This is a genomic window from Mammaliicoccus sp. JADD-157 (assembly GCF_049310805.1).
In the GTDB taxonomy this organism is placed as follows: domain Bacteria; phylum Bacillota; class Bacilli; order Staphylococcales; family Staphylococcaceae; genus Mammaliicoccus; species Mammaliicoccus lentus.
In genome coordinates this window covers 82,025-94,026 of record NZ_JBMOVZ010000001.1, presented here as the reverse complement: position 1 = coordinate 94,026, position 12,002 = coordinate 82,025, and the positions used below count along the sequence as shown (strand labels likewise).

The following is a 12,002-nucleotide window of genomic DNA, read 5'->3' as shown; positions in this document are numbered from 1 at the left end:
TAGTATTCATTGTATATAGACTCGCTTCTCCGTAAGATAAAGGTACAAATACTTTTACGTAAAGGAAGGTGTGTTTTACATGGCAGAACAAACTGAAAAGAAAAAGGGTATAGGTCCGAAAGTCCAAGCCTTTGGTTCATTTTTAAGTAGTATGATTATGCCTAATATTGGTGCTTTTATTGCTTGGGGGCTCATAACTGCACTATTTATTGAAGATGGTTGGTTACCTAACGAAGAACTTGCAACTATGGTAGATCCAATGATCAAATATTTAATACCATTACTTATAGCATTTAGTGGTGGTCGTTTAGTACACGGTTTACGTGGTGGTGTCGTTGGTGCCACTGCTACAATGGGTGTTATTGCTGCATTCCCAGACACACCAATGTTAATTGGTGCAATGATTATGGGACCGCTTCTTGGTTGGTTAATGAAGAAAGTTGATGATTTCTTAGTACCAAGAACACCTCAAGGCTTTGAAATGTTATTTAACAACTTCTCAGCTGGTATTCTAGCATTCTTAATGGCAATTGTCGGTTTCAAAGGATTAGCGCCATTAGTTGAAGGTTTAATGAAATTACTTGGTATGGGCGTTGATTTCTTAGTATCTCATCACTTACTACCTTTAGTAAGTATCATCATCGAACCTGCCAAAACAGTATTCTTAAATAATGCGATTAACCATGGTGTGTTAACACCGTTAGCTTCTGAACAAGTTTCAGCAGCTGGTAAATCTATTTTGTATACTTTAGAATCTAATCCTGGTCCAGGTTTTGGTATATTACTTGCTTACATGGTATTCGGTAAAGGAACAGCTAAAGCAACTTCATATGGTGCTGGTATTATCCACTTCTTAGGTGGTATTCACGAAATTTACTTCCCATACGTATTAATGCGTCCTTTATTATTAGTAGCTGTTGTACTTGGTGGTATGACAGGTGTTGCAACATTTAGCATGTTTGGCTTTGGTACGACAGGTCCTGCCTCTCCAGGTTCTATAATTGCGTACTTCGCCATCACACCTAAAGGCAGTTATTTAGTCATGTTACTAGGCATATTTCTTGCTACACTCGTTTCATTTATCGTCGCATCGATTATCTTGAAATTCACTAAAGACCCTGAAGGCGACTTAGAATCTGCAACTGCAGATATGGAAGCTCGCAAAGGGAAAAAATCTTCAGTAAGCAGTGCTTTAACAGCTGATAACACAGGAACAGAAGATGAAGCAACTTCTGAAAATGAAGAAGAAAAAGATGAATCTGAGGAATTATTAGATAAATACGATACTGAAAACATAGATGCTCACGATTTCTCTAACGTTCAAAAAGTGATATTCGCTTGTGATGCTGGTATGGGCTCAAGTGCAATGGGTGCAGGTATGTTAAGAAATAAATTCAAAAAAGCTGACCTATCAGATATTGAAGTTACAAATACTGCAATCAACCAATTACCTGACGACGCAGATGTTGTTATTACTCAAAAAACATTAACAGATAGAGCGATTAAGAAAAATCCTAAAGCAATTCATATTTCAGTAGATAATTTCTTGAATTCTCCAAGATATGAAGAACTTATCAATGAATTAAAAAAATAATTTTAAACAAAGGAGTGAAGGTTAATGATGATAAGTAATCGGGAAAAAAGTGTTCTCAAGTTACTATCTGAACGCCTTCACTCTTTTTTAACGATTCATGACATTGCCCAAACTCTAGGTATTTCTTCAAGAACTGTTCATAGAGAAATGAAAAGAGTAGAAAAGACTTTAGAAAATTATCATTTATCTTTATCTAGAGTGCCTAAATTAGGTTTACGTATTGAGGGTGCCCCCGATGATATAGATCAATTTATGCAAGCACTCAATGAGCAAGATACAATCGATTTGTCAGATGAAGAAAGAAAAGTAATTATTCTATACAATTTAATACAGTCTAAAGATCCAGTTAAACTTTATAGTTTGGCTAACGAAATTGGTGCATCCACACGAACTTTAAATAAAATTTTAGAACAGTTAGAACCTGAATTAACACTTTATGATTTATCTATAGAAAGAAAACGTGGCGAAGGTTTATTGTTAATTGGTGAAGAAGTTAACAAGCGACAACTATTAGCTCGTATCATGTTAGAAAAATTAGATAGTGATAGTGTATATTCTGTTGTTGAAGACCACTTCGTCTATCACTCTTTAAACGAAACGCATTTACAAGGCATCGTAGATATAGATAGATTGTTTAACGTTGAGAGACTTCTAATGGACGAACTCGGTGTTCTACCCTATACGTTAACGGAAGCTAGTTATTTAACATTAACTATCCATATCGTTTTATCTATAGAACGCATTAAACAAGATGGTCATGTTGAAATTGAAAACGATATTTTAAACGAATTGATTTCAACTGAAGAGTTCAAAGTTTCAACTCGCTTAACTAATGTATTAAGTGACATTTACGATGTGACTTTTAACAGTTCAGAAATTGCTTTTATTACGATGCATTTAAGAGGCGCAAGAAGACGTCATGAAACAACTTATGAAAATAGCGAGATTCACGAACAACGTGTAACTAGATTAATTGATTTTGTAAAATCACGTGGTTTCTCTTTCAAAGATGAAACGTCTTTATTCAATGGTTTAAATTTACATTTAGAACCAGCTATTAATAGACTTGAAGCAAACATTGAAACCTACAATCCGCTTACCGAAATGATCGAAACTTATGATAAAGAACTTTTTGAAGCTGTTTCGTCAGGTTTAAAGATTGTACTCAGTGATTATCATTTTCCTAAAAGTGAAATTGCTTATATTGCATTACACTTTGGTGGCATGCTCAATGAAAAACAAAGTCCTTCACTTCATGTGTTAGTCGTCTGTAGTAGTGGTATAGGTACAAGTAGAATCTTATCTAATCGATTGAAACAACATTTTTCTGAAATAGCAGAGACAACAGAAGTTTCAGTAAGTGATTTAAAATCTATTGATTACTCTAAATATGACGGTATGATTTCAACAGTTTCTTTAGATACGAAATATCCACATATTACAGTTAATCCATTATTACCTGAACAAGATGCCGAAAGTGTTAAATACTTCCTAGATTTACAACAAAATATACATTACGCATTAAAAGATGATGTAGGTGAAAAGTCTCAGCTATCACATAAAGATTATGATCAAACAGTCAACTTTATAGAAGATAGTTTAACTTTGATTCAAAACATGATTTTCGAACAAAGAAAAGTAACCAATCTTACTCGATATCTAGTACAAACACTGACAAAACACCACGTCCTTGAAAATAGTAATGATTTTATTGAAAAGTTTGAACAAAGAACAGCGTTACAAGGATTTGCACTTACAGGGTATCCAGTAGCAATACCTCACCTATCAGACGAATCAATAAAGAAACCTCAGCTCATTATTACAGAATTAATAAAACCATTAAGCTTAAAGACGATAGAAAATAAAGAGCAAGAGGTTAATTGGTTAGTTTCAATGTTTATACCGGCTAATTCAGAACAAGGACAACTAATGAGCGAAGTATCATCTTTAATTACAGAACATTTAGATGACATTAATCATCTATTAAACGATCGTGTATTAATAGAAAATACACTTAAATCATTTTTCTTAAATAAACTAAAACAAAAATTAACGAAAACGGAGTGACTTATCATGACACAATTATTTAATCCAGAAAACATTATTATGAACTTATCAGTAAATTCACAAGAAGAAGCAATCGAAAAAGCAGGACAAGTATTAGTAGAAGATGGAGCAGTAACAGAGAAATACATCACTGCTATGAAAGAACGTGAACAAATTGTAACAACTTATATGGGTAATTTCTTAGCTATTCCACATGGCACAGACGAAGCTAAAAACGAAGTATTAAAATCAGGGTTAGTTTTACTACACATCCCAGAAGGCGTTGATTGGGACGGTAACGAAGCTAAAGTTATTGTAGGCATTGCTGGTAAAGATGGCGAACATTTAGACATCCTTTCACAAATCGCAATTACATTTAGTGAAGAAGAAAACGTTGAAAAAGTTATAAATGCTCAAACAAAAGAAGAAATTCTTGCAGTCTTTGAGGAGGTTGAGCTTTAATGAAAGCCATTCATTTTGGAGCCGGTAATATCGGCCGTGGTTTCATTGGCAAAGTTTTAAGTGATAATGGTTACGAAGTTACTTTCGTAGACGTAAACGCGGATGTTATCAATCAAATTAACGAAGAACAAGCTTATAACGTCATTATAGCTAATGAAGAAAATACTAAAGAACCTGTTTCAGGCGTCAAAGGTATTAATAGCATTTCAAATACAGAAGATTTAAAAGCAGCAATCCTTGAAGCAGATGTTATTACAACAGCTGTAGGTGTAAATATTTTACCTATCATTGCTAAATCTTTTGCAAACTTTTTAACAGAACGCGAACCTGGTAAAAAACTTAATATCGTTGCTTGTGAGAATGCAATCATGGCTACAGATCAGTTGAAAGAAGCAATATTAAATATAACTGGTCCACTATCAGAAGATATTTCATTCCCAAATTCAGCAGTCGACCGTATTGTTCCTCAAGGTCAAAAAGAAGGTTCATTAGACGTATTAGTGGAACCATTCTTTGAATGGGTTGTCGAAGCGTCAAAATGGCAAGGAACACAATTAGAAGATGTACATTACGTCGATGATTTAACGCCATATATCGAAAGAAAATTAATGACAGTAAACACTGGTCATGCTTACTTAGCGTATTATGGACAATACAAAGGTTACAATACAATTCTTGAAGCCATTCAAGATAAAGAAATTAAAGCCGGTTTACATGAAGTACTTAACGAAACAAGTGAGTACCTCATATCAACATTTGATGAATTCACTAAAGAAGACCAAGCTTATTATGTTGAAAAAATAATTGGTCGCTTTAATAATCCTTACCTATCAGATGATGTTACAAGAGTTGGTAGAGGTGTACTACGTAAAGTTGGACCAAATGATCGAATCGTTAAACCTTTAATCGAATTAGCAAAAAGAAATAAAAAGCATTCTGAACTTGTTAAAGCTGTTTGTTATTTACTAGAATACAAAGATGTAAATGACAAAGAAACTGTCGAAAAAGACACTTATATCAAAGAACATAGTGTGGCAGAATTCTTACAAAAATATGCAGAGTTAGATGCTGAAACAATTGAAGAAGTCATCATACAATACACAGAAATTGAAAAGTAGTTTTTGAAAAGCCGTATAATATACGGCTTTTTCTTTTCATTCTATAAATAATACAATTAATATCTCATCATTTCGTTATGTTTTATTTATTTTATTAGAAGAATTAATATTTTTTGCACACTTAAATTTCTTAACATTATATTATGTGTGACTTTCGTTTGTGACATTTATATTATTTGTATTAATATTTAATTAAATCCTACTCTTATTAGTTTACATATAGCTATATTTGAGCTAAAATAAGAAAATAATTGATTAACTAAAATCATAGTTTTGAAATACAAAAAGCTTTTTATTGAATGATACAAGGGGTTGTATTACTTTGTGTTTCTTCAAAATTTAAAAAACCATTATCTAGGGGGATTCAAAATGGCAATTTCTAAAATAGAAAATTGTTCGGATTTATTATCGCTTGTAACGTATGTGGACAAATTAAAGTCAATCATTAAAAAAGATTTTTCACTAAGCTTCGAAGAGTTTGCTGTACTTACTTACATTAATGACACGGATGAAGAAGAATATCATTTAAAGAAAATCATTAATAAACTCAACTATAAACAACCGCAAATTGTTAAAGCTGTAAAAAACTTATCACAACAAGACTATTTCACTAAGAGAAGAAATGAATATGACGAACGTACTGTATTAATTTTAGTTAATAAAAAACAACGCAAATCTATAGCTGACGTCATCGCAAAAATCGATAAAGAAATAGCTAATACTGATATAAATGATTAATTTTGCATCAAGCATTAAATATTCTTGATACAAATAAAAAGGTACACCAAAATTATTTGGTGTACCTTTTTATTGTATAAATTTATTAAGACATAATACTTATGATATTGATTGTTTCATAGAAGTGCATTGTTTTAAAAATTTAGTAACTACTTTTTTAAATTTTTCACTTTCTTCGATAAAAGGTGCATGTCCTGAATTTTCAAAGAGTTCTGTATGTGCATTTTTAATATGATTTGTTTCATCTTCATCTAAGAATGGATCATGTTTCCCTTTTATTATAAGTGTTGGGACTTTAATATCATCTGACTCAATATTAATACCATTAATTGTTCGCACTGATATAGCATCTTGTTCTTCTGTCATTCGATAATATTTTTTCACTTCTTGGTACCATTTGAACGTTGTATCAGTGTTATAAAAAATTTCATTAAACAAAATTAACATCGCTTCTTCTTTACTAAAGCCGGCAACTTTATCTCTATGTTTTGCAATTAATTTAATGAGAGGCTGTTTTCCTTTATTAGAAATAGATGATATTAAGATAAGTTTCTTAACACGTTTGGGTTGTTGTATCGTCAATTCTTGAGCGATTACACCACCCATATCGTGACCTACAATATATGCTGATTCAATGCCTTCAGCATCCATTAAATCAATGATGTCATTGATATGTTCTTGTATTGAAATTTCTGTTGGTTTATCTGATTTTCCATGTCCTCTGGAATCAATTGAATATATTTTAAAATCGTTTTTTAACTGTTCGACTGTAGAATGAAATGCTGCTAAATTCATACTCAATGCATGCAACATAATTAATGGAGTCCCGTTTCCATTTTTCTCAAAAGCGATTTGAGTACCATCCCTTGTTATTAGTTTACCCATAAGTAATCCTCCCAACTTTACAGTAATAATATACCCGATTAACACAATTTCACACTTTTATATATTTAATTTAATAAAATGAAAATGAATCAGGCTGAGACATAAAATAAATGTCTCAGCCTGATTTTAATATTATTTAGTTAAACGTATCTTCTTGTCGAATATCTCATTACGAAGAATAAAATAATCATCAATATAATTGCCCAACTAGCAATAGTCACGCTCATAATTATCGTTTCATTAGTTGTCACAGATGAGATTGTTTTTTGTAAAACAATAAATCCCATTGCAGCAACTTCTAATTTACGTAGGAAAATCGCGAGAATTAACAACATAAGGCCTATTACGAATATCGCTTGGAAAATGACTAACGGCAAAACATAAATGCCTAAGTTCAAATTAAAGATTTTTAATACACAAAGGATAAGGCCTATACCAAAAACAGTAATATTGGTAATCATCAATTTTCTATTGGGATACAAATAACTGTTCCGTTTTATTGTTAAATATACACCTAGTGATGTTGTTAATATAAAAATTACATATAATACATATAATCCTGTCACAGCACTAAATAAAACCAATTTCTTATCAAGTAAATATGCAAATAATAAGAAATTTAATGTATAAAAAAGAATAGGGTTATAGCTAACAATTGCTAAATTTCGTTGTATAATTTGAAGAATTTCAGCGTGTGATTTATGTCTGTATTCAGCATAATCAACTTCTTTTTCGTCTGATTTTTTCATATCTTTCTTTAATGAATGCTGAACTTTGTCTATTCGCTCAGGCAATACACCTACATGTTGTAAATAATCATTCACATTTTCAAGTAATACTGTATTGTTAGGACGCATTAACACACCACCTTATTCTCATATTGTATAAATTAATCCCCCATTATGCAATATGTATATTACAATAATAGGGGATTCGTTTAAGCTATTGAGCTATCAAGCTATTTAATATTGGCCTAAATCAATACGATACACTTTATAATCTTTACTGTCTGGTGTAGCTTTCGATAGTTGGAAATGCGCTTTATCATTATTCACGTAAGCATAACCGCCAGTATATTTATTATCTTGTACACGTTTAGTAGTATCTTCACCTAAAAGGTCTACTAACTGATTTAAATCTACATTAGTCAGTTGATCATAAATCATTGTAATACGTTTAACTGATTCATTCTGACCTTTGCCTGTTCCTGTAATAATCATATGACCATTTTTTGTGTCAAATTCATAATAGTTTTCTTTTTCATTACTGTCATCAGAGTATGAGTACATTAAATTAGGATATTTGTTTTTAATTTTTGAAACTTTATCTCCAATTTTAATATTCTCAATGGCTTGAGTACCCTCTTTATATGATTCTATATTCTTCTCATTTATATCTAAGTGGGTATCATTTGCTGCTTGTGCCTCAGTAAACGGTGAAAATGGTAAAACCATAAGTAACATCGCAATAGTTAAGAGACATTTTTTCATATGAGGTTCTCCTCCATTTATCTGTCTTTTTAATTATGCATCCAACCTGCGATTATTATAACATACTCATTACAATTTGACTACTTTTATTACAATCATGTAACAAAATGATTAATTTTGAGGAATTCCACTTAGAAATTCATTCATTTCACTAATGAATTTCTCTTTTTCTTCAACAAATGGTAGTTCTCCAGACTGCTCAAATAATATAAATTCACTATTTGGTAGCAGTTCGCTTATTTTTTGACCTTCACTATATAAGATTTTTCCATCATACTTTCCTGAAATGACAAGTGTTTTCACTTTAATTTCATGTAATAAAGCAAGAATATCAAAATCTTTGAATGAACGTTTTATTGTGATTTCTTCTTCCATTGTTTGTAATGCATGAGAAGGTATATGCGATTTTACAAACTTTTTAGCTTTTTTAATGTTTTTATATCTAAATTTCATTAAATATTTTTCTTTTTCTTCATCATTCATTGTTCTTATTTCATCTGCATGTCTATCGTAAATACGGTTTTCCGGGAAAGTTTTATGATTATCTGTAGGATTAATCAATATTAAACCTTCTACTAAATTTGGACTTTTATAAGCAAGCCCTAGTGCTACAGTTGAACCTAGTTCTAAACCAATAACAAAAGCTCGATTAATAAATAATCCATTTAGTAATTGCTGGATATCTGAAACGTAATCATCAACTCTACTATCAAATGGTGCATCGCTTAAACCATGCCCTCTCATATCTATAGATATCACTTGATACTGTTTACTCAAATTTTTGATAAGAGGTGCAAATACTTCCATATCTTGAAAAACACCGTGCAATAATATTATCGGGAAACCTTTTCCTTTTGTTTCATAATGTATTGCTACATTCTCTTTAGTTAAGAATAAATTCATGATTATTCACCTCTTTGAATTTGTTTACATATCTCTATTAAATCACTTAAATTTTCAATTGTATAATCTAATTCATTTTCTTCAGGTGTTCCTAATACCGAATTAGCAACCCAAGCATTTTTCATCCCCATCGCATAAGCGGGAGCAATATCATTGATTGGACAATCACCAACATATAATACTTGTTCTGGCTTAACACCTAAATGTTTCATATTATCTTCGAAAATAATAGGATCTGGTTTCATCGCACCTACATCTTCTGAAATTGAAATATAGTCGATGTATGGATCTATACCAATAGCGTTGATTACATGTGTAACTTTCTCGCTTTCACCATTTGCAATAACACCTAGTTTATATCCCATACTTTCCAATTTGTCTAAAGTAAACAATGTATCGTAAAACGGAAAGTGGTATCTATAATAATGCATTTTATAGTCATTATAAAACATCTTCCAAGTAATTTTTTCAATGTTTAATCTCTTAACGAGTTCTTGATAAACCCATTCTATATCCTCTAAACCGTAGGGATTTAACGTTAAATATACCTTTTCAAAATCACGTCTTTGGACTGTAACCATCAATTCATGAAATCTTTCAAATTGTTCTTCCAAAAATTTTAATCGTGACTTTTCACGATCTACAAGCGTATCTTCTAAATCAAAGATAATTGCTTGAATGTCACATGAATCCATGTCATCATCCCTTTCATAGAAATATTTTAAACTATTCTATTCAGAAAGCAACAACAATTTTATAGCTAAAAACACCAATTTGTTAGATAAACTACTAACAAATTGGTGTTTACTATATGAAATATTACAACATTAAAGGTTGCCTTTTTCTTTTTTGCGTTGTTCCGTTATCATTAGATACATCATAACGGGTATAGCGATAATTGACAATACAATACCTACTGGAATTTGTATCGGACTTATAATGACACGGCCTATGGTATCTGCTATTAATAACAACGATCCACCTATTAAAATATTAAGTATCATTTTAATGAACATAGGCACTCTATATACTCTCCTTACTACTTGGGGTACAATCATACCTATAAAGCCAATAATGCCTGTGAAACTTATTATAACGGCCGTCATAACTGCAGCTATTAATAAGCAGAACCATGATATAAATCTAACATTAACACCAAGCGTAATAACTTTATCTTCACCTAGTTGTATAAGCTTGATTACATGGCTCATACCTAATAATAAGACAATACATATAATAGTTACGACTCCAGTTATTTCGACGGTTATTCTCTCAGCTGAAGCAACACTTCCAAACATATATGAAACCATGTTATTAACTTTGTCTGGCTTTATTAACAGTAGTATATATAATGCTGCACTAAAAAATGCGCCAATAAATATACCCGATAAAATCATCGTAGCTACATGAAAAGTTTTTACCATTGTTTCCGTAACTAATACGATGATTATTAACGTTAACATGCTAAAAAATATTGAAAACAACGGCACAAACCAAATGGATACACCAAGAAATACTGCAAGTGCACTTCCAAATGTTGCGCCACTAGCAAGACCTAATGTAAAACTATCTGCTAATGGGTTATTTAATATTGTTTGATAAATATGACCACTCATTACTAGTCCCATACCAGCAATTAAAGCCAGTAATGTTCTCGGAACTCTTAATTTATAAAAAATCGTCCATTCTAGTTGATTATCAAATTTCCATGTTATACCTGTAGAACCTATAAACAAAGACACTGCAACAGATAACAACAGAACGAGAAACCAAATCAAAATATACTTAAAATGACTAGATTGATTAGTCGTATATTTTGTCTGCAAGCTCTTCTAATCCTTCAGCTAGTCTTGGACCTGGTCTTGATATTTTATCTGCGTTTAATGCGTAAACGCTGTCGTTTTTAACTGCATTTACTTGATCAAACCCGTCTCTATTGTTATTCAATTTTTTATATTCTTCTTCGCTTTGCCCGCTCGTTGTTATCATAACGTCTGGATTGCGTTTCAAAATACTTTCTTTATCTGTTTTAATCCAGCCTTCTTCATCATGAAATACATTTTTAGCTTTAATTGAAGTTAACATATCATCATAAAATGTGTTTTTACCTGATGTATAAATATCTGGTTGTGATGAAATTTCCATAAATACTTGTTTGCCTTGTTTATCTTCAGGTATATCTTTTTTCACCTTTTCGATATCGTTTTTCACTTTATCTACAAGCTTATTAGCTTCTTTTTCTTTACCTGTAACTTTACCGACTTGTTTAAATGTTTGGTACATTTCATTGATGGAATTAGCATCATCTATGTATACGACTTTAACGCCAGCATCAATTAATTTTTTCAAATCTTTTTCTTGTGTAGATTTATTAGATTCATGTGCCAATATTAAATCTGGTTTAGCTTTCATTAATGCTTCTGTATCTAATTTAAATGCATCAAATTGTTTTTTATCTTTCACATCTTTAGGATAATCATCCACTGTAGAAACCCCTACAACTTTATCACCAAGACCCAGTTCATATAATATTTCTGTATTACTTGGAATTAATGAAATAATTCGTTTGTATTCTACTTTCTCCTTTGATTCTTGTTTTGCTTCATTTTTTTCATTGTCTGTATTACTTTGACAGCCTGAAAGTACAATTATTGCTGCAAATAATAAATACACAACTCTAAATAATTTCATTTTATCTCTCTCCTATCTTTACTTAAAAAATGATACACAAAAAGGCGCAACTCAAATAAGCTTGAGCTGCACCTC

At 31.3% G+C, this 12,002-nt stretch carries 12 protein-coding genes; 5 read left to right on the top strand and 7 right to left on the bottom strand.

The genetic code is table 11. The features are described from left to right. The first annotated feature begins 79 nt into the window (after positions 1-79). The 5 genes from ACO6VN_RS00485 to sarA all read left to right on the top strand — a co-directional run bounded on the left by ACO6VN_RS00485 (position 80) and on the right by sarA (position 5,958). Positions 80-1,594: a PTS mannitol transporter subunit IICB gene (locus ACO6VN_RS00485; protein WP_194200110.1), complete on the top strand. Its 1,515-nt coding sequence runs from the start codon at positions 80-82 to the stop codon at positions 1,592-1,594. A 24-nt stretch (positions 1,595-1,618) separates the two neighbouring features. Beyond that, complete coding sequence (locus ACO6VN_RS00480; protein ID WP_422404085.1) at positions 1,619-3,661, top strand: BglG family transcription antiterminator; 2,043 nt, start codon at positions 1,619-1,621, stop codon at positions 3,659-3,661. Positions 3,662-3,667: 6 nt separating this feature from the next. After that, on the top strand, positions 3,668-4,102 hold the full coding sequence (locus ACO6VN_RS00475) for a PTS sugar transporter subunit IIA (protein WP_016999476.1): 435 nt from the start codon (positions 3,668-3,670) through the stop codon (positions 4,100-4,102). After that, positions 4,102-5,220 carry a mannitol-1-phosphate 5-dehydrogenase gene (locus ACO6VN_RS00470; protein ID WP_016999475.1) on the top strand — a complete coding sequence of 373 codons (1,119 nt, stop codon included), beginning with the start codon at positions 4,102-4,104 and terminating at the stop codon, positions 5,218-5,220. The genes ACO6VN_RS00475 and ACO6VN_RS00470 overlap by 1 nt, the downstream gene beginning before the upstream one ends. 369 nt (positions 5,221-5,589) lie before the next feature. Next, the gene (gene sarA / locus ACO6VN_RS00465; protein WP_016999474.1) at positions 5,590-5,958 is read left to right on the top strand and encodes a global transcriptional regulator SarA; all 369 of its coding nucleotides are present in this window, start codon (positions 5,590-5,592) and stop codon (positions 5,956-5,958) included. Positions 5,959-6,057: 99 nt separating this feature from the next. Here the strand turns inward: sarA and ACO6VN_RS00460 are convergent, their stop codons facing one another. From ACO6VN_RS00460 to ACO6VN_RS00430, 7 genes are all read right to left on the bottom strand, one after another. Continuing rightward, positions 6,058-6,843 (bottom strand): alpha/beta fold hydrolase, encoded by a 786-nt coding sequence (locus tag ACO6VN_RS00460; RefSeq protein WP_064204218.1) that lies wholly within the window; start codon positions 6,841-6,843, stop codon positions 6,058-6,060. A gap of 140 nt (positions 6,844-6,983) precedes the next feature. Continuing rightward, entirely contained in the window at positions 6,984-7,700 is a 717-nt protein-coding gene (locus ACO6VN_RS00455) for a hypothetical protein (protein ID WP_016999472.1), read from the bottom strand. Between the two features lie 105 nt (positions 7,701-7,805). Further along, positions 7,806-8,333: an SA0570 family protein gene (locus ACO6VN_RS00450; protein WP_194200106.1), complete on the bottom strand. Its 528-nt coding sequence runs from the start codon at positions 8,331-8,333 to the stop codon at positions 7,806-7,808. Between the two features lie 111 nt (positions 8,334-8,444). Continuing rightward, a complete protein-coding gene (locus tag ACO6VN_RS00445; RefSeq protein ID WP_422404084.1) occupies positions 8,445-9,236 on the bottom strand; it encodes an alpha/beta fold hydrolase in 792 nt (263 codons plus the stop codon). Between the two features lie 2 nt (positions 9,237-9,238). Next, a complete protein-coding gene (locus ACO6VN_RS00440) occupies positions 9,239-9,931 on the bottom strand; it encodes an HAD family hydrolase (protein WP_016999469.1) in 693 nt (230 codons plus the stop codon). 132 nt (positions 9,932-10,063) lie between these two features. Beyond that, positions 10,064-11,062, bottom strand: a complete 999-nt coding sequence (locus ACO6VN_RS00435) for a FecCD family ABC transporter permease (protein WP_016999468.1) — start codon at positions 11,060-11,062, stop codon at positions 10,064-10,066. Further along, entirely contained in the window at positions 11,040-11,927 is an 888-nt protein-coding gene (locus ACO6VN_RS00430) for an ABC transporter substrate-binding protein (protein ID WP_422404083.1), read from the bottom strand. The genes ACO6VN_RS00435 and ACO6VN_RS00430 overlap by 23 nt, the downstream gene beginning before the upstream one ends. Positions 11,928-12,002 lie beyond the last annotated feature (75 nt).

Coding starts and splice junctions, on each gene's coding strand:
- ACO6VN_RS00430 (WP_422404083.1), bottom strand. CDS start 11,927: ATGAAATTATTTAGAGTTGTGTATTTATTATTTGCAGCAATAATTGTA.
- ACO6VN_RS00445 (WP_422404084.1), bottom strand. CDS start 9,236: ATGAATTTATTCTTAACTAAAGAGAATGTAGCAATACATTATGAAACA.
- ACO6VN_RS00485 (WP_194200110.1), top strand. CDS start 80: ATGGCAGAACAAACTGAAAAGAAAAAGGGTATAGGTCCGAAAGTCCAA.
- ACO6VN_RS00470 (WP_016999475.1), top strand. CDS start 4,102: ATGAAAGCCATTCATTTTGGAGCCGGTAATATCGGCCGTGGTTTCATT.
- ACO6VN_RS00460 (WP_064204218.1), bottom strand. CDS start 6,843: ATGGGTAAACTAATAACAAGGGATGGTACTCAAATCGCTTTTGAGAAA.
- ACO6VN_RS00455 (WP_016999472.1), bottom strand. CDS start 7,700: ATGCGTCCTAACAATACAGTATTACTTGAAAATGTGAATGATTATTTA.
- ACO6VN_RS00480 (WP_422404085.1), top strand. CDS start 1,619: ATGATGATAAGTAATCGGGAAAAAAGTGTTCTCAAGTTACTATCTGAA.
- ACO6VN_RS00440 (WP_016999469.1), bottom strand. CDS start 9,931: ATGGATTCATGTGACATTCAAGCAATTATCTTTGATTTAGAAGATACG.
- ACO6VN_RS00475 (WP_016999476.1), top strand. CDS start 3,668: ATGACACAATTATTTAATCCAGAAAACATTATTATGAACTTATCAGTA.
- sarA (WP_016999474.1), top strand. CDS start 5,590: ATGGCAATTTCTAAAATAGAAAATTGTTCGGATTTATTATCGCTTGTA.
- ACO6VN_RS00450 (WP_194200106.1), bottom strand. CDS start 8,333: ATGAAAAAATGTCTCTTAACTATTGCGATGTTACTTATGGTTTTACCA.